The organism is Neobacillus ginsengisoli (genome assembly GCF_030813055.1).
This window is the reverse complement of the sequence record NZ_JAUSTW010000005.1, coordinates 296715-315911: the sequence shown is the minus strand read 5'-3', so window position 1 is coordinate 315911 and position 19197 is coordinate 296715. Positions and strand designations below refer to the sequence as shown.

Annotated in this window: 17 protein-coding genes; 9 read left to right on the top strand and 8 right to left on the bottom strand. The window is 36.6% G+C overall.

Annotated elements, in window-relative coordinates; all coding sequences use genetic code 11:
- The first annotated feature begins 101 nt into the window (after positions 1-101).
- The 3 genes from J2S10_RS16940 to J2S10_RS16930 all read left to right on the top strand — a co-directional run bounded on the left by J2S10_RS16940 (position 102) and on the right by J2S10_RS16930 (position 3394).
- Positions 102-275 carry a hypothetical protein gene (locus J2S10_RS16940; RefSeq protein ID WP_307409883.1) on the top strand — a complete coding sequence of 58 codons (174 nt, stop codon included), beginning with the start codon at positions 102-104 and terminating at the stop codon, positions 273-275.
- Between the two features lie 51 nt (positions 276-326).
- Positions 327-464 (top strand): hypothetical protein, encoded by a 138-nt coding sequence (locus J2S10_RS16935; RefSeq protein WP_307409881.1) that lies wholly within the window; start codon positions 327-329, stop codon positions 462-464.
- Between the two features lie 545 nt (positions 465-1009).
- Positions 1010-3394, top strand: a complete 2385-nt coding sequence (locus J2S10_RS16930; RefSeq protein WP_307409879.1) for a polyprenyl synthetase family protein — start codon at positions 1010-1012, stop codon at positions 3392-3394.
- Between the two features lie 191 nt (positions 3395-3585).
- Here J2S10_RS16930 and J2S10_RS16925 read toward each other — a convergent pair whose 3' ends face one another.
- Positions 3586-3909 (bottom strand): BC1872 family protein, encoded by a 324-nt coding sequence (locus J2S10_RS16925; RefSeq protein ID WP_307409877.1) that lies wholly within the window; start codon positions 3907-3909, stop codon positions 3586-3588.
- Positions 3910-4292: 383 nt separating this feature from the next.
- Here J2S10_RS16925 and J2S10_RS16920 point away from each other — a divergent pair, with 383 nt between their 5' ends.
- Positions 4293-4646, top strand: a complete 354-nt coding sequence (locus J2S10_RS16920) for a protoglobin domain-containing protein (RefSeq protein ID WP_307409874.1) — start codon at positions 4293-4295, stop codon at positions 4644-4646.
- Positions 4647-4762: 116 nt separating this feature from the next.
- On the opposite strand, the gene J2S10_RS16915 is transcribed toward J2S10_RS16920, so the two are convergent.
- The 4 genes from J2S10_RS16915 to J2S10_RS16900 form a co-directional block, all read right to left on the bottom strand.
- Entirely contained in the window at positions 4763-5689 is a 927-nt protein-coding gene (locus J2S10_RS16915; RefSeq protein ID WP_307409872.1) for an aldo/keto reductase, read from the bottom strand.
- Positions 5690-6522: 833 nt separating this feature from the next.
- On the bottom strand, positions 6523-7134 hold the full coding sequence (locus tag J2S10_RS16910) for a LysE/ArgO family amino acid transporter (RefSeq protein ID WP_307409870.1): 612 nt from the start codon (positions 7132-7134) through the stop codon (positions 6523-6525).
- Positions 7135-7639: 505 nt separating this feature from the next.
- Complete coding sequence (locus J2S10_RS16905; protein WP_307409868.1) at positions 7640-8320, bottom strand: DUF2642 domain-containing protein; 681 nt, start codon at positions 8318-8320, stop codon at positions 7640-7642.
- Positions 8321-8342: 22 nt separating this feature from the next.
- Complete coding sequence (locus J2S10_RS16900) at positions 8343-9701, bottom strand: arsenic transporter (RefSeq protein WP_307409866.1); 1359 nt, start codon at positions 9699-9701, stop codon at positions 8343-8345.
- Between the two features lie 428 nt (positions 9702-10129).
- Here J2S10_RS16900 and J2S10_RS16895 point away from each other — a divergent pair, with 428 nt between their 5' ends.
- The 5 genes from J2S10_RS16895 (at position 10130) to J2S10_RS16875 (ending at position 15518) form a co-directional block, all read left to right on the top strand.
- Positions 10130-11110 carry a serine/threonine-protein kinase gene (locus tag J2S10_RS16895; protein WP_307409863.1) on the top strand — a complete coding sequence of 327 codons (981 nt, stop codon included), beginning with the start codon at positions 10130-10132 and terminating at the stop codon, positions 11108-11110.
- Positions 11111-11201: 91 nt separating this feature from the next.
- Positions 11202-12317 carry a glycosyltransferase family 4 protein gene (locus J2S10_RS16890; protein ID WP_307409861.1) on the top strand — a complete coding sequence of 372 codons (1116 nt, stop codon included), beginning with the start codon at positions 11202-11204 and terminating at the stop codon, positions 12315-12317.
- Positions 12314-13090, top strand: a complete 777-nt coding sequence (locus J2S10_RS16885) for a HipA family kinase (RefSeq protein WP_307409859.1) — start codon at positions 12314-12316, stop codon at positions 13088-13090. Before J2S10_RS16890 ends, J2S10_RS16885 begins: the two co-directional genes overlap by 4 nt.
- A gap of 209 nt (positions 13091-13299) precedes the next feature.
- Positions 13300-14199 carry a UTP--glucose-1-phosphate uridylyltransferase GalU gene (gene galU / locus J2S10_RS16880; RefSeq protein WP_307409857.1) on the top strand — a complete coding sequence of 300 codons (900 nt, stop codon included), beginning with the start codon at positions 13300-13302 and terminating at the stop codon, positions 14197-14199.
- 5 nt (positions 14200-14204) lie between these two features.
- Positions 14205-15518, top strand: coding sequence for a UDP-glucose dehydrogenase family protein (locus J2S10_RS16875; RefSeq protein WP_307409855.1), 1314 nt, complete (start codon positions 14205-14207; stop codon positions 15516-15518).
- Positions 15519-15905: 387 nt separating this feature from the next.
- Here J2S10_RS16875 and J2S10_RS16870 read toward each other — a convergent pair whose 3' ends face one another.
- From J2S10_RS16870 to J2S10_RS16860, 3 genes are read right to left on the bottom strand one after another with little or no spacing between them, the layout of a single operon-like run.
- Positions 15906-16913, bottom strand: coding sequence for an NAD-dependent epimerase (locus J2S10_RS16870; RefSeq protein WP_307409853.1), 1008 nt, complete (start codon positions 16911-16913; stop codon positions 15906-15908).
- Positions 16910-18091 carry a hypothetical protein gene (locus J2S10_RS16865; RefSeq protein ID WP_307409852.1) on the bottom strand — a complete coding sequence of 394 codons (1182 nt, stop codon included), beginning with the start codon at positions 18089-18091 and terminating at the stop codon, positions 16910-16912. The genes J2S10_RS16870 and J2S10_RS16865 overlap by 4 nt, the downstream gene beginning before the upstream one ends.
- Complete coding sequence (locus tag J2S10_RS16860) at positions 18088-19152, bottom strand: glycosyltransferase (RefSeq protein ID WP_307409850.1); 1065 nt, start codon at positions 19150-19152, stop codon at positions 18088-18090. Before J2S10_RS16860 ends, J2S10_RS16865 begins: the two co-directional genes overlap by 4 nt.
- Between the last annotated feature and the right edge of the window lie 45 nt (positions 19153-19197).

Below are 19197 nucleotides of genomic sequence, written 5' to 3'. Positions count from 1 at the left end.
ATCTTTAATGACTAACTGGAAGTGGATCGATAGAATAACAGCTAGCCATACATAAATAAAAATGGATTAACAAACACTACCTTACAAAAGGTGGTGTATTAATGCAAAAAGGTAATCAAAATTCTCCTCAGGAATTTCAAAATAAGGGGAATACAAATGAAAAAATGAATAAAAATATTGAAGTGGACTTAGATAATAATGATATTCGGGCAGAAAGCGCTATTATTAACGGTGGCGGCGATCCAAATCTTTCTCCTGATGCAGGAAAACCTTAATTTAGGATGTCAAAAGTACCAAAACGAAGATTACAAAGGAGGGAATTGAAAATGGACAAAGAAAATCAATATGTTGCAGCTTCACTTTCGACGAATTTGATAAATGAAATTCAATCATTAGAAGAAAAGTTAAGTGAGCAAACTCATAAGAAAGTAGTGGTTATCGCTTACGAAAATGATAAAAATTAGGTATGAAATAAGATTCTCGAGGAAAGAAATTTAAAATCAAAAGTTTGGTTTATTTGCTAATAGTTGAAATTAAGGTTAGGACTTCCATATAGGAGGTTCTATTTTTTGTTGATCCCAATTGGGGTCGCTTTAAAGTTACCGTTAGTTGTTTCAAATTCACAATAAGCTCAGCGAAGCAGTTGTCAAATCAACTGTTAAGAAAAGGCCATTTATCGGAAGCTGAAATTTATTTTAAAAAATATATAAACGGCTGAAATTTATAAATGGAAAACAAGTTGGAAAATAACAGATATTTTAAAAAGAGAATATTAAGCTTTATGGTTATAAAGATGTTTTTTCAAGATTATATATAAATATATTTTAATAGCTTAACGTAAATACAGTATGTATATGTACTTTTAGCGTGATATCCTAACTGATGTTTTCATGTGTTCGGTAATTTATTTTTATTCCATTAGGATTTCGTTTATCAAAGCTTAGATTTTTAATTTAGGTGAAGTATATTGCAATAAATATATAAGAGACCATTAAGTAGAGGTGATAGTATGAAGGAGGAATTAATTAAAAATGCCGATGCATGCTATCAGCTGGCTGAGCAGAAGGCTGCTCATTATTTTAAATCACTTTATGTTCTGGTCTCAGAAAAGGCGTATATCCCTACTCTAACAAAAGATATTCAATCGTGGAAAACCAACCATATTCATCCTCATCCATTATTATCCTTTTTTTCGCGTGGAAAGGGAAAACCTGATTCCCGTGGGTATTACAATTATATCCGATGGTTGGATTATACAGGTAAACTAGATCATTATCTTGATCGTAGTATCTCCTATCTTTTCATGCGGGACCTGGGCAAGGCACTGGACACACCCGATACACAGACAAGGGTTCGACGTGTAGTTGACAGTTTAAAAAAATCCCTAACTCGTTCTACCGCAACAGACAAAGGAGACAAAACTGAGACCACCAGCATGGCCCGGTTGTACCGGTATGCTCAGAGGGAAAGCATTGAATCCACCATGATCTGGCTGATTAACAAACTAAAGACTGTATCCTCCAATATTCCAAAAGGGATGGAGGCAGAACAAGCCCAGCGAAAACTAATCAAAATCATTGCAGGGGTATTTATGCACGTGGTAGTAGAGATGGACGATGAGATATCGCCTGAAGAACGGTCTCGGAAACTTGATGCAGCTATAAGGCTAGGCTATTCATATGGTCTGACCTATCCCTTTATTGATGATCTTCTTGATTCAGAAGTCTTGTCCGATAAAGAGAAAAAACAATATTCCAATTTGATACGTACCACGCTTATCACAGGAGAAGTTCCGGAATTGAGTGAGTGGCCCGGAACTAACTTGAACCTGATCCGATATATTCATTCGGAACTCCGTGATGCTTTTGAGTATATAAGGGCCCATCAGCGGCCTGAGACAAGAAAAAATTTTTTCGAGCAATCTTATGTGTTTTTTCATTCTCAGGAAGTGGACCGGGTAAAGGATCTATCTAATGCAAATTACTCCAATGAAGAGCTTTATATCCCGATCATTTTAAAATCCTCTTCTTCCCGATTGATTGTCCGTTCGGTAATCAGTGCCCCTCTTGATGAGGACTTTAACAATCGAACATTCTTTTATGGCATTTACAACCAGCTGGCTGATGATTTTGCCGATATGTTTGATGACATGAAGGATGGTGCCGTAACCCCCTATACTTATTATATGAAATATCATGATAAGCGTGGGGACCTTATAAATCCCTTTGAACTATACTGGGCGGTCATCTCCAATTTGATCCATAATGTGTATCACTCGGATACCAAGACCTGTGAGGTGATTCTGGACCGTGCCATAAATGGTTTAAAACGATTTAAAGAACGAATGGGAACAAAAAAATACAATGAAGTTATGCAACTATTTGCTTCTGGAATTCCGGAATTTAATCGTGTCATCCAAACGATGGTTCGAAAAGCAGATGATGTGGATTTCTTTGATAAACTCCTTCGGGATCATATGATCACCATTCTGAAAAATGAACGGAAGGAACAGGAAGATTTTATAGATACGATCGAAACCGTACGCAATCAGATTAACAACATCTTAATGATTCCTAAAATCGATCAACTTTCTTTGATGAAAGAGCCAATCATTGATGCGGCAAATTACAGTCTGGCAGGTGACGGAAAGCGATTGAGGCCCATCATGACATGGGTCATGGGCGTTAACGAATATGGATTAAATCCGTCTTCAATCGTCCCGCTGCTAAGATCATTAGAATATATGCATACAGCATCCCTAATCTTCGATGATCTGCCATCCCAGGATAATGCGTCCACCCGTAGGGGTCGTGCAACCTTACATCAGGTTTATAACATTGCTATCGCGGAATTGACCGGTCTCTTTCTGACCCAGAAGGCGATTGAGGAACAAGTATCACTTGACCAGTTTGATTCAAAAACGGTGCTTAATTTGATACAATATTCGACTCAAGTTACAGCGGCTATGTGTAACGGACAAGCGATGGACTTGGATTCCAAAGGGAAACCCTTGACACTGGAACAGCTGAATATAATGTCCTTTTATAAAACCGGGATCGCATTCGAAGCTTCTCTCATCATGCCTGCCATTCTCGCCAAGGCAGAAGCGTTCGAAAGGGAAGCTTTGAAAAAATTCGCTCATCATGCCGGCATTGCGTTTCAGATTAAAGATGATCTGCTTGATGTTGAGGGAAATCAAGCTTTACTCGGAAAACCCATCGGCAAAGATGCTGAAAACAACAACACGACTTTTGTGTCAATCTTAGGTCTGGAAGGTGCTAGAAAAGAAATGTGGGAACATTACTGTCTTGCAATGGAAACGTTGCAAGAGGTGCCGCGCAATACCGCTTTTCTGAAGCATTTAATGAATCATATTGTGAACCGCGACCATTAAGAGTTTGTCATACCTTAGGATACTCCTTCGCTAATAAGCCGCAATAAAGGCAAGAACGGTAACCATAAAGGGAAAATATGGATCTATCAATAAAAAAGCAATGCGAATTCAGATGTGAATTGCATTGCTTTTTAAGTTTTGAGAAAGGATTTTTTTGAAAAAAAGGGTGATTCCAAATGTTGTAATAAGGTTTAGCATAATTGACGCCAAATGGTAGTGCTATTAACGACTGAGTTATTTTCAATAAATGAGTAGGCTGCATTTGTGATTGCTTGTGATAACGTTTCGCCAGTTGCCCGTACGTCATTAAAGGAAACCTCTGAAACGCCATTTGTTTTATAGGTATATCCAAACTTTTTTAACTTTTCAACGATTAGCATCGCATGATCAAGGTTTTGCTCGGGTTGAAATTCTGATTCATGAATGAAAATTCCCTTTTCATAATCATACCATCTATCCCACCTATTTAATTTCCAACCCAGTATTCTACGTGCGATTGAGTCTGTTTTATTCATTTTCGTTTACCCCTTTTCCCAAGTTTTTTTACATATCCGCTTGTTTTATTATAGAACAGATTAAGTTTAGTTGCTTTTATTATATAACAGAATGTGAATAACGACTACAATTTAATTGTGTATTTTTTTGCCAAGGTAAAAAAGATGTTTTTTCCAAGGCAAAAAGGATGCCCCTTTGAAAAATGGCATCCTTATATACATAATAGGTCTGTTCCATCGATCATATTTAATACGTTCGCTTAAGGAGAGATACAAAAAATGTCGTTTTCGCAATGTTTAGGAAAACAGCCTACCTAAATAGTGATTTATATCACATATGTATTTATTATTTTCACTATAATGAAGTAGACAATATTATTTTCATGAAAAAGAGGGGATAGACGATGTCTATTACATTAGGCCAGGAAAAAGTTGATGAACTGGTAGAACGCTTTTATGAGAAGCTTCTAAAGAACTCCTATTATATTTCAATGTTTGAACAAAGGAACGTGGATATTGAATTGCTCAAAAGTAGACAAAGAACGTTTATATACCGCCTAGTAACAGAAGATTCATCTCAAGACCAAGAGAATCATGTTTCAAAGGTTAAAGAAAGACATTCATTTCAGATGGCTCCTGAAAGAGCTGAAATATGGATGAGCACCATGAAAGAGACCATGGACGAAATGACACTGGATGATACCATTAAGGAAAATTTAGTAGGAAAAATAGAGTTTTTAATGACTAAGCTAATTTAATAAGTAATAGGCTAGTTGGTTAATAATGTTTTATACCAGAAAATTCTATACAAATAAAACAATAGTTCTTGAAGGTTAAAAAAACACTTGGAATACCCCAAGTGTTTTTGTTTTCATTATGGAATCATATGTCCAGCCAAACGGTAAAGGTCATACCATTCTTTTCGAGATAACGGTAAGTCTGAACCCTTACATGCATCCGCTAACCGTTCTTTATTGGTAGTTCCAAGGACCACTTGAATATTTGCTGGATGGCGGGTGATCCAGGCAGTAGCTATAGCGGTATCTGTGACCTCATATTTTATTGCAAGTTCTTTGATTAAGTCATTCAATTCCGCATAGTTTTCATAATCCCCAAGGAAAGGACCGTCAAAAAATCCTTTTTGATAAGGAGACCAGGCTTGAACGGTAATATCTTTAAGGCGGCAATAATCTAAAACACTGCTGTCACGGTTTATGGATTGGTCTATGCCCATATTTAAAGCAATTCCTGAGTCGATAATAGGTGTATGTACAATACTCAACTGTAGCTGATTTACGACTAGTTTTTGCGGAATGTATTTTTGTAACAGTTCTATTTGCATAGGGGTATGATTGGATACACCAAAATATTTCACTTTCCCACTACGATGAAGTTCTTCAAATGCTTCTGCTACTTCAGTCGGTTCCACTAAGGTATCTGGACGATGGAGAAGGAGAATATCTAAGTAATCTGTTTGCAAACGGTTTAATATTGCCTCTGTTGAAGATATTATGTGTTCTTTCGAAAAATCGTACATTTTTTCTGGCGGTCGTATACCACATTTGCTTTGTATAATCATCTTTTCACGGATTGATGGATTCATTTGGATGGCATCTGAAAATAATGTTTCACACTCCCCGGCACCATAAATATCCGCATGATCAAAGAAATTAATTCCTTCTTCCAACGCTGTCCGAATTAACACCTCAATATCTGGTTTTGCCAGCTGTGTCAAACGCATGTTACCCATAACAACATTGGATACATTTAAATCCGTATTAGCAATCTTGAAATATTTCAAATTCATTCCCTCCTTTTTTTTCCTTCTTAAATGTACCTTATATCTAATTTCAACAGCAAGTTTAAACCAATGATTAATTTAAAATTATATAGGAATGAAGGAGGAATTTCTCCCAAATGGTTTCCCTTCATAATTTATGAACTAATGCTGTTAAAAGCTTGGTTTTTAGTTTAATAGAATGTTAAAATAAAGGTTGTTTTGTTTGTTAATTTGCCACGGTGTAGAAATGTAAGTAATAACCAGGTAAATGAATCAAATTCTATAAACTACTACCACTGTCTTACAAAGGCAAAATAAAAGAGTCGTAAATAACTATGGTCAGGGGATTGTTAGCAAAGTAATTAATCTAAAAGTTAGCTAACTTGTATATTGCTAATCAATGTCCCATCACTGTAACATTAGCAATAATAAAAGGTACGGGGGTGAAAAAATGGATTACGGACTTTATGTTATTTTGGGATTGTTTGCGATCTCTATGATGGCAGTTTCAGTTATGTTTAATAAAATGATGAAAGAAAAATAATAAAAAAACGGCACTTAAAATATCGGGTTCACTTCAGAGGTGCAAACATTAAATTCATACGGAGGAACACAGGGCACATAGGAAAATGTCGTGTGTTTTTTTGTTGTTATAGCAAGGTATCTATATACTTTAACGAACTTTTTCACCAATGAATATCACAGTGTAATTCTAAAGGATAGAAATAATTATTGGACATTATGCGAATTTGAGGTGATTTAAGGCAGGTTTGTTCAATAAGGGGAACTCAAAACAAAAAAAGGAAATCATTTTGATTTCCTTTAACAATTAAAGTTTCTATTTCAATGAAATTTTAGTGGAAAAGTGAAGAGCCAATATAAACGGCTGTGCCCCACATAACAATAGCTGAAATTTTATTTAAAACCGCTAGATGTCCTCCTGATTTATCCATTTTTCCTACGATCCTTCCTGTTATGCCCAATCCTGCAAACCATACCCACGAAATGAATATACATGCAATTGCAAATGCTACTTTATCGAACCCTGTATATTTAATGGAACTTGTTCCAATTACACCAATTGTATCCAAAATTGCATGTGGGTTTAGTAAAGACACAGACAAGGCAAAAGATATTTGTTTTTTTGGTGGTAATGATGAACCTGGTTCTTGTCCATTTCGAGGTTTCGTCCTCCATACAATAAAACCCATGTAGAGTAAAAATAAAATACCAATGACAAAAAGAAATGTTTTGATCCAATACGAACCAAGTACAACTACCGACACGCCTAAGACTGCGATTGAAATAAGCAAAGTATCACAAATGGATGCGGTAATAATTACAGGCAGGGCCCTCACGAAATTGGGCTGACTTGCACCTTGATTGAACACAAAAACATTTTGAACCCCTAAAGGCAGGATTAAGCCGAATGCTAAGATCATGCCGTGCATTATCGCTTCTAACATATTACTCCCCCTGAAAGATAATAACTGTATTGTAGTAGATTTGATTAAACACGTCTCCAACCAATTGGATGGAATCCTACCCAACCAATCATTTATAATGAATCTAAAAGTGATAGGGGTGTACCTATTGTCAGAAAATGACTTTACACTAAACAAATCCTCCTTGATTCCACTCCATCAACAAATATACGAATTTATGAAGAGAAAAATAATGAACGGTGATTCCATATATGGGTGATTTTATTATTTTTGAGGAGTTAATACGTGTCATTACAGATGTAATTTCACGAACTAATTTTTACCAAAATCATATGCTATAATATGTAGTACTCCATAAAAAAAGACAGTGACTCAATCGGCACGGTCTAAAAACAGCTCTAGAAGTGAATAAGTAATCCATCCTCGTCTGCAAACACAGGGTGGATTATTCTTTTTGTTTATTTCGTCTACACAAGTGGACATCACCTAACTACTTATTTTTTAGTTAAAGATGAGAAATAGTTAATTACGGTAATTGTATCGTTTTAATGTGCTCTAAATTCCGATATACCGTTTCCCCATCAGCTGTTATCAGAGACATTTTGTTATTTTGAACCTTTTGGATTAAGCCTATTTTTTCAGTATTGTCTCCACCATCTAGAATAACTAGTTGATTTTCTAATTTTTTCAACTGCTCATCAAAAGATCTTGCTAAAGAACTGGGTACAGACGTAAGGGGTAATTTTTGATTGTTTAAGGAATACGGCGTTGTATTTACTGGATACGGAATTAGCCATTTTACATGCTTCATCGAAATAAACATTGTTTTGTAAGCAGGGGTGTGAAAGACAAAATAGTCGTTCATAATACTCGTTAAATAGCCATGAATGGCTTTATCCCCTGTCACGTAAACCTTGACAAACAATCCTTTAGCACTCATTAATATTTTACGATAGGATATTGCATCAGATTCAATTGGTTTTTCTGAAGGAGGATCATAAGAGGGATCTTCTTCCTTAATTCTGATCTCTTTCAATCTCTGAATATGAACAAAGGGAATGTAGAGAAAGGAATTGGTCCTTCCTTCGTATATAACAATGATGTCCAACCCAGAATCGATAAGGATTCCCATGTGAAAACTGCCTCCAGAAATTTCAACCTCAATATTTTTTCCTTTTAAATCTACAAAATCAATAAGCATCTTCATTCTCCTTTTTCATCAAAAAGTGTTATCTTATTAAAACTCCGGCAAATAGCGAAGAAACCCAATAATATAAAACAACCAAAGTAAACAATACGGTAGGCGGGATCACAACAGCTGTGATTTTAATATATTCACCCCAAGTGATTCTCACTTTTCCACGCTTGACAATGTGCATCCACATCAGCGTAGCCAGCGTTCCCATTGGAAGAAGTAACGATCCCATGTCACTGCCTACAATGTTAGCCAGATAGGCGATTTTCAAGGAAAGTAGATCTAGATGCATATGCGTTAACGTGAGTGTTCCAACCATAAGGGCTGGGTGATTATTAAATATATTGGATGTTACGGTTAGTAGTACGCCCATCACCACACTGGCATGGAGCAGGCTGCCCGAAACGATTGGTTGCATGAATCCGATCAACCAAGTGGTTAAACCAATGTTATTGAGACCGTAAATGATGGTATACATACAAAAGGCGAAAATGATAATATACCACGGCGTTTTTTTCAGCATATCGGCAGGAGAAATTTTTAAATAAGCCCATCTCCATCCTAAAAGAACAAGCGATCCAAAAACAGCTACGAGTGAGACTGGAATAGCAAAAAACGAAGCGACAAACAAGCTGACACGGACAGCGAATACGAAGAGTAGGACGTTTCGCATAAACCTTGAACGAGCTTTCTCCGAAGCATGTTTAAGACCTTGAGGACCTGGTTTAAGCGGATGGTAAGAAGGGAGTGAAAGACCCGATACCTTAGTAGGAATGGTTTTTGGTAAGATTTTGCGAAAACGAAGGAACAGGAGCCCAACTAGGAGTAATAAACCAAGCGTTGCAGGAACAAACATCATCGCCGTATGCATATACAAAGTCATATGCACGATTTTCAGAGCGACGAGATTTACAATATTACTTACACCGATTGGAGCACTCGAAGCGGTTGCAATTAAACCTCCAGACAGCAAATACGGAATTTTTTGATGGTTTTTTAAGCCCATATTGTTTAATAACATGACTAAAATGGGGGTTGTGATCAAAATACTTCCGTCGTTATTAAAAAGGAGTGTCATGAGAAAACATAGAAGATTGACATACCAGAATAATCGAATGCCTGACCCCTTTGCTTTTTCGGCGAGCTTCTCTGCCACCCAGTGAAAGAACCCAAAGCTTTCTAAGACAATCGCCATAACGATGGTTGCCATGATCGTAATCGCAGCTCCGCTGATTGTATCTGTAATGATTCCTAGGTCTGATAATGAAACGCTTCCACTGAGTACGACAATTAATGCTCCTATCGCAGCAGGTATGGCTTCATTAATGCCTTTAGGTCTCCAAAGAATCAATCCGAGGGTACCCAAAAATGTTAATATAGTTATCCAAAACATTAGATATTTTTTCTCCCTTCTTCTAGCTAGTTTTTCATGATGTTTTCATGAGACGACCTTCCCGCTCAATGAGTTAGACCACTTGTGTCCCCCCCTTCCATCTATCCCTCTTGTGATGTTGTACTGTATTTATATGTATCACGAATAAGTCAGGCTTTAGGTTTGTACCCGTTTTTCCATAATTCCGCTTGAATCTATCAACAAATGCCTCCAATAGAAATCATGATTAATACAGCAAAAAACAAACTTGATGATTAAAAATCACAGTAGTTTTTGCACGAAGTTTTGATGAATTTAAAATTTTTTTTGTTTTATAAACCCCTGCCCTACCATTTGACTATATTTATGAATTAACTATATTAGGAAATTTTCCTATTGTGGATCGTAGTTTAAATGAATCAAGAGGAACCTATGAAAGGAAGAAAATAATGGATAAGAAACAATTGGAAAAATGGATAAAAGACATAAAAGTTCAGAATATGATCAATGCAGACGTGGAAGTTGTTAATAAATCACCAATGCTGATGATAGGTAAAGGGCGTCAAGGAGCTGTTTTTCAGTTTTCGGACGATATTTGTGTGAAAGTATTTGGAAATGTCGAGGATTGTGATCGGGAATATTATGCCCTATCCCTAGGACAAAACACGAATTTACTGCCACAGGTATATGCAAAAGGGTCACTCTATATTGCAATGGAAATTGTAAGAGGAGTGGACCTACGTGAATACTTGCAATCACAGCCATTGACAGAAGAACTTTCTTATAAATTGATCCAAATGTTAGTTATGTTTAAAGAAATCGGTTTCGAACGGATTGATCATCATAAACGGCAAATTTTCTTACAACCAGATGGTAATTTGAAAGTAATTGACGTGGCGAGGACTGTTTGGCGTGATCGGGTATATCCCTATCCGAGAAAGTTGCTAACTTCATTAGGAGAAGAAAATAAGGCATTGTTTTTATCACATGTTCAAACACTAGAACCCGAATTATATAATGAATGGCTGCATTATATCCGCATGGAAGAAATATCCCATCAAATTTACCAAATACTACTCCCACAAAAAAGTGATAAAAAAACTTTGAAAAAACTAAGTCAAAAGCTGTTAACAACAAAGGATGAGGAAAACTATGTTGTAATGCTAGAAGGCTTAGCACACAAAGTTTTCAAAGAAGAATGGGTAAAAACAATGATAGCACGCGGATATGATATCAATAAAGTAATGGAAAAAATTGATAAGTATTGGGATGAACACGAACAGGATGGACCCTATACTCGAGATGGACGAAGCAAAAAGGGAAAGGATTCCCGTGGAGAAAAAGAAAAACAGCAACGTCATAGAAAATATAATGGAGAGGAAAAACCATTTGAAAGTGTAAAATATCGTGAAACTGGAAAACATCGTTAAGGTAAATAACGGTTATACCCTCTAAATTCTGACCTACAAAATAAGGTTTGAATTTATGAGGAGGTGCCCAAAAATAGCGAGGAGAACCAATATGAAAGTACTTGTAATCTGGCGACTGCTTACGGTTGGGGGAGTAAATGCCGGTTGGCGTAATCGCTCGATTTATTTTAAACAACATGGTATTCATACAGAATTTCTGTATACAACAGATCATGGAGGGCTCCACATTATGCAGGATATTGCTCCCGTTTATTTAACTAAAGATAAACAGGAGATTATTAAAATTATTAAGGATAACGCTTATGATGCAATTATTGTTGTGGACACAGGTGCGGCCTACAAATGGATTCGAAAAGCAAAATATCAAGGTCCTGTAATTGTGGAAGCTCGAACTCCTGAGCTCATAAAGCTCAAACCTCATTTAATATCATTCCAAGGAATACAACCAGAATTGATAATCGTTCCTTCACAGTATCAAAAACGATTAGTTTCCATACTGACGGATGATATCCCCATCAATGTTATATACAATGGTGTAGATACATCGTTTTTCCGTGCATTAGCGACCGATGAAGTTGATTTCAACAGTACGCCCACAATACCTAAAGATAAAAAGATTATCGGATGGATCGGAAGATTAGACAAAAGAAAAAACTGGAAAATGTTGCTGGAAATTGCAAAGGTGATAAAAAGTGAACGAGACGATGTTGAAATATGGTTGATTGGCGGGGCGCAAAGTGTACAAAAGGAAGAATTTGCAGCCGAATGGCAGGAGGAGGAACTCACCGATATTGTTAAATGGTTTCCGGTTATTCCTTATCAGCAAATGCCCCATGTCTATGCGAAAATTCGTCACTCAGGTGGCTGTACACTCGCAACCACAAAATCAGAATCCTTCGGTAACACCTTTATTGAATCAATGGTTTGCGGTGTTCCGGTTGTTGCATCAAATATGATGCCCATCACGGAATTGGTGGTTCAAGGAGAGGATGGTTTACTCTATCATGGAGAAAATGTCCAAGATGCCGTCAAGCAAATATACAGTATTATAGATTTTCCAGAACTTCATCAACAGATGTCAGAGGCAGCCATGGAACGTGTACACCAAAATTTCGCTATTGAAAAGGTAGCAGATCGTTATATCGAATTGTTAGAAAAAATCATTCAGAAAGAAAACGGTAGTAGTGATGAGGTGATTGGCCCATGAAAGAGCCTATTGCATATCGTAAAAAAATGGAAGGGAAATCGAATGCGCATCTAATAACTTTTAATGATGGAAGAGACTATGTGGTGAAATATTTACAACCTGGCTTTGAAAAATCCCTAGCAAATGAATGGGTTTCGTATTGCTTAGGCCGTTACCTTGACCTCCCTATTCCGTTTGCCCAATTAGTGGAAATTCCACGGGAATTTTCTTCACAGGTACCTGGTATAGAACATTTAACTTATACTCAAAATCAATTCGCTTCGTTGTATGTGCGCGATTGTATCGACGGCCATCAAGTTTCTGCTGACCCATACATTATCAATCATCAATCGTTAGCCGGTATCATTTTATTTGATTACTGGCTTTGTAATCTAGACCGTACCCGCAAAAACATTCTATTGCAAGAAAAAATGCCGAATTTCTTCCATTTGCAGATCATCGACCATGCGGAAATTTTCGGATCTTACAATTGGGTTCAATCTGATTTAGAAAAACTCCCAGTCGATATCATGAAGAGTGCAACCCACCAATTAATGGCACGGTGTATCGCTGACGAGAAGGATTTTACGGAGCAGTTGGAACTCATTCAAAGCATTCCAACTCTATTAATTGAAGAAATTGTTTCTCTAATTCCTGACGATTGGATGGTTTCTCCAGAGGAAAAGAAGGTCATGGTCAAAAAGTTGTTAAGACGGCGTGATAAAATTCTTCCAGAGCTAATAGAGAAATTCAACAAAAAAATATATCGACCATTACATGATAATCATGATTAACTCCCTTATCCGGTCGGGTAAAGGAGTTTTTTTTTGCACTTTCAATAGGTCTGTAACAAGGGGTCGAAGTCTGATTGGCTTGGCAGCAAGAAATTTACTGCCTTCCTTTTTAATTAAGAGTATTATTCTAAACCATTAGGTATCTGCAGTAACAGGACGATTTATCCTTGCATATAAAAGAATAAGGATTTCAAGAAGGGAGGCAGCATATGAAAATTCGAAAGGCCATTATTCCAGCAGCAGGTCTAGGGACTCGTTTTTTGCCAGCTACAAAAGCTCAGCCTAAGGAAATGCTGCCGATTGTTGATAAACCAACGATTCAATATATCGTAGAGGAAGCAGTTGCTTCGGGGATTGAAGAAATTATTATCATCATCGGCAGAGGAAAAAGGGCAATAGAGGACCACTTTGATAAATCCTATGAGCTGGAAGATACACTCTTAAGAAAAAATCAGCTAGAAGTTTTAGAGGAAGTTCAGAAAATATCCAGTTTAGTAAATATCTATTATGTACGCCAAAAGGAACCGAAGGGGCTAGGACATGCTATTCTTTGCGCAAAAAACCTTATCGGCAGTGAGCCGTTTGCTGTTTTGTTAGGGGATGATCTTGTAATATCAGAAACTCCTTGTTTAAAGCAAATCATCAATGCTTTCGATTATTACAACAGCTCCATCGTAGGAGTTCAGACTGTGCCGGAAGATGAAGTAAGTAAGTATGGAATTATCAAACCAAAAGGAACGAATATCGAACCAAACCTTTCCTATATCGAATCTTTAGTAGAAAAGCCAAAAAGAGAAGCAGCCCCTTCTCAATACGCGATAATGGGGCGTTATGTTTTAAAACCAGAGATTTTCGAAATATTAGCAAGGCTTCCAGTTGGTCAAGGAAATGAATTACAGCTTACAGATGCCATTAATGAGCTAAATAAGCAGCAATCAGTATTAGCCTTTAATTTTGAGGGAAGACGGTATGATATTGGAGATAAAATTGGCTTTATTAAAGCAACGATCGACTTTGCTTTAAATAGGGACGATTTACGAGAAGAGGTACTTTTCTTTTTACGGGATTTAATAAAAAAGAATACCTTAGATATTGAAGCAGGAGTTTGATTGATATGAAAATAGCTGTTTTAGGTACAGGCTATGTCGGGCTATCTACTGGTGTTTGTTTGTCAGAAATAGGCCATCAGGTCACTTGCATCGATATAGATGATCAGAAAATTTCTCGTCTTCAACAGGGGATTTCTCCAATCTATGAGCCAGGTCTAGAGACTTTACTTGTTAAGAATACAGGAGCGGGTAGACTTATATTTACCACTTCACATAAAGATGGGGTTGAGGGTGCAGAAATCATTATCATTGCGGTAGGAACACCACAAAGACCGGATGGTGGAGCAGATTTATCGTATCTTGAGCAAGCAGCAAAGGATATTTCTGGTCATATTGAAAAAGGCACTATTGTCGTGATTAAAAGTACAGTACCAGTTGGAACGAATGAATATATTAAAAAAATTATCGAAGAAAAGTGTAATAAAGAGGTTATGATGGTATCAAATCCAGAATTTCTAAGACAAGGCTCAGCTATTCACGATACAATGAATGCGGACAGAATAATTATCGGTTTTGAAAATAAAGAAGCGGCGGAAAAGGTACAAGAAATGTATCGTCCATTGCAGGTGCCGGTAATATTCACAGGCTTTAGAAGCTCGGAAATGATTAAGTATGCTTCCAATGCTTTTTTGGCGACAAAAATTAGTTTTATTAATGAAATTGCGAATTTATGTGAAGCGGTTGGAGCAGATGTGGAAGATGTCGCCAAAGGTATGGGGAAGGATAAAAGGATAGGAGAAGCATTTTTACAAGCGGGAATTGGCTATGGCGGATCCTGTTTTCCTAAGGATGTTAAAGCATTGCTGCATACTGCCGGACGGTATGGTGTAAATTTCTCTATGTTAAAAGAAACTATCTCGATTAATGATTTTCAAAAAGAGGTTCTTGTCAAGAAAGCGATAAAGCGATTTGGAGAATTAAAAGGAAAAAAAATTGGGATACTTGGTCTTCCTTTCAAGCCAGAAACTGATGATATGAGAGAAGCCCCTTCCATCAATATTGCACAATCATTAACCAATCTAGGAGCAGAAGTAGTAGCCTATGATCCAGTAGGAACCGAACAAGCCAAAAAAATTATAGGTGATACAATCCAATATGTAAGCTCAGTCTTTGATGCTGTTTTAGGTGCAGATGCATTATTTATTGTGACAGAATGGAAAGAGTTTACACAGTTGGATTTAGCCAGTTTAATGAAAAAAATGAAATATCCGATTATTTTTGACGGTAGAAACTGTCTTGAAGAAGATAGAATTAGACAATGCGAGAAAATTGAATATTATCCAATTGGTAAACAATCTATTCTTAGTGGAGAGTATTAATAAACTATATTCTAATCATCAAATGGTAATTGTCCATGAAACATTTGCGGGACCACCATAATCCTTAACGGGGCTGCTCTTTATCAAATAATTTAAAGTGAGAATAAATTCTAGCTAAATATCCATTTCCTAGTTGGAAATTTAAAAGGGAAATTGTCATTTCAGACAATTTCCCTTTTAATTTATAGGCTCTGTTAAACTTGGTTGTTGATTTCCGCTCCTGGCGCTCGCTTTCCGCGGGGAGGTCCGAGAGCCTCCTCGGCGTTTAGAGATAAGCGGGGTCTCCCGTGACCTCTCTATCCCGCAGGAGTCGAGCGCCCTCCGCTCCAATCAACAGTTGTAAAAAATCAACATTCGCCTTTAACACAGCCAATTTATAAAACCTCCTTATTTTTTATAGTATTTTTTGTACCAGTCTACAAAATGAGTTAAACCTGTTTCAATGGTTGTTGTAGGATAAAACCCCACATCTGCCTGCAAATCGGAAATATCTGCGTAGGTCTCCTTTACGTCGCCTGGTTGCATTGGTAAAAATTCAATTTTTGCTTTTTTTCCAATTAGTTTCTCTAAAATGTTAATGAAATCCATTATTTTTATAGGATGATTGTTACCAATATTATAAATTTTGTATGGGGCATAGCTTGAACTTGGATCAGGATTTTCTCTATCCCAATTTTGGTTATTTTTCGGTGGATGATCGAGTAATCGGATGATTGCTTCAACAATATCATCAATATAGGTAAAGTCTCGTTGCATGTCTCCATGATTAAACACTTTTATGGTTTTCTCTTCCAAAATGTTTTTAGTAAAAGAGAAATAAGCCATATCCGGTCTTCCCCAAGTACCATAAACCGTAAAGAAACGAAGACCTGTAGTTGGAGTATTAAATAAATGACTATACGAATGGGCCAATAATTCATTTGCCTTTTTAGTAGCTGCATAGATACTTACAGGATGATCAACTGGGTCAGTGGTGGAAAATGGGATGTGGGCATTTGCGCCATAAACCGAACTAGATGATGCATAAATCAGGTGCTCGACCTTATATTGTCTGCATGACTCTAAAATATTCATAAACCCAACCAGGTTTGAATGAACATAAGCATATGGGTTGTCAATGCTATAACGCACTCCAGCTTGAGCAGCTAAGTTTATAACAATACTGATCGTTTTTTCTTCAAATAGTTGATTTAATTTTTTTCTATCAGTTATATCTATTAAATGGAATTCAAATTGCGGGTGATTTTCTAGTATCTTTAGTCGGTCTTTCTTTAAAGCAACATCGTAATAGTCATTAAGATTATCGACACCTATTACATGATAATTCAGATCTAACAAACGCTTTGATAGATGGAAACCAATAAATCCTGCCGCACCCGTCACTAAAATGTTCATTGTATTTTTATCGTCCCATCAGGATTTAGAGGAATAGGTGTCTTTGTCCATTTTTTATACGTTTTAGGATCGATTGACTTCACTTGTTCTAAAAAAGAATCTAAAAATTGCCTTTCCTGAAGGTTGTAAAATAGCTCAAGAGGTCTATTCTGTTTAAGTTTGAACGGGAACACATGATCCACTAATTTAAACCCCTTGCTTGTTACAATAATATGCCTTAGCGGAGCATCAATATGTTTATAACCTGATTTTTTCATGGTTGTTAGAATAGATAATAGCCGCCTTGTGATATCTTCTGTAAGTTTCGATTGTTGTTTTAAAAATGTATTTAAATCTGGTCCTGGTAGATTTTCCATTAAAATATAATTGGATCCTGTTTCAAAGACCTTCGGGATAAAAGGTAAGCCTTTATTGGATAAAAGAACCTCTTTTTCATATTTAGCATGTAGTGGATTCTGGTAAATTTTTACGCATTGATCTTCAGATACGCGGTAAAAAGCACCGTGAAACTCTGAACCGATATACGTTTGTGTCATCGGATAATCGATTTTTACTCTCTTACCTGATTTCCCAGAGGTGACCACAATTGTCCTAAAGTCTAAATTGTTTTGTTCAAAAAATTTCATCCATTTTTTGTAGGTCTTCGGTTCTAACTTTTTTACTTGGTCTAAGAATGAATCTTTTAATAGCATGAAATTTAAATCCCTTAATAGTTTTAATGGAACAGGATGATTTCTTTCGGAGGATTTGGCGTGGTCTATGACTTTAAGTTCTTCGTTTTTAGTGACAAATATATGTCTTAGAGTAAATTCACTATGATCGGTGCTCTTTCTAATTTCCTTAAATATATAGAGAAGTTTTTTTACGATGGATTCAGGGATATACGTGCAATTTCTTAAATATTCTTTTAAAGTTGGAGCATTAAAATATTCCATAACCACATAATTTGACCCTGAATCAAAAACTTTAGGCATAAAGGGGAGGTGTCTTCCAGCTTTAAGGGCTTCTGCTTCCCTTTTGGCATTTCCCGGGTCTGCATAGATTTTGACGCATTTATTTTCTGAAAGTTTAAATACAGCACCTTGAGCGCCATTTCCTATTAGTGAATAGTTAGTTGGGTTATGAATCTCTAAAAATTCTTCACCTTTGGTTACAGTGATAGATTGAAAATCCTTCATCGTTTACCTCCTATCAGTTTATCATAATATTTAGCTTGCTGCAGAAGCTGTTTATTAAGATCAAAGTCTTGTTCGACTTTTTGACGAGCTGCAGCTGTATAAGTTTCCCATAGTGCCCTATTGGTTAACATATATTCAAGAGCATCTGCCAGTTCATCAACGTTGTTCTCTTGTACTAACACACCCTCTTTGTTATTTTTGATCAATTCAGGAATGCCTGCATGATAGGTTGAGATCACGGGTACACCAGTCGCCATTGCTTCTTTTAATGTATTTGGAATACCTTCTAAATCTCCATTAGAAGCTTCTAAGCTGGCAGCACAAAATAGGTCGGCCTTAACTAATTGTTCTCGCACTTTATCTTTAGGAAGATGATTTAATAGCTGAAATGAATCTCCCAGATTAAGCTGAGTGGCCAAAGATTTAATATATTCTTCAAGTTCCCCTCCCCCAATAATGGTAAGAGTGGCATTTGGGAATTTATTTTTTATTTTTTGAAAAGCTTTCATTAAGATATGGTGTCCCTTTTTCTCTACCAATCTGCCAATAGATAAAATATTTTGTGAACCATTATTAGGTGGAGTCCGGTATTGGAATTGGTTAAGGTCAACTCCGCCATATAATACTCTAATCTTTTTCGAAGGGCATCCCCAATCCTTTATCCTAGCCGCTAAGTATTGACAAACTGGGAAAAAACACTCGCCTTCTTCAAAAAGCATCTTCATGTGCTCTAAATAGCCAACCGGCTGATTGGCTAGTGTTGCATCCCTGCCTCGTATACTGGTTACTAACGGAAGTTTTGTTTTTTCTTTAAAAGGGAGTAACAATATGCCTAATTGTCCGTGGTGAGCATGTAAGAGGGAGATCTTATTTTTTTTGACGAATTCTTTCGGTGAGAAAATTTCATTAAGATAATAAATCTTCTCATTAAAAAGGGAGAGATTTACCATATACTTAGGTTCTCGTACCAAATGAATATAATCATAGCCGGGGACCTCTCGAATTTGTGATATATATTGGGTAGGGTCAACTCTTAAATTTAAATGGATAACTTTACGCAAATAAATTGGCTCCTTTCATTTATGGTAAGTAACTTTATGAATCTT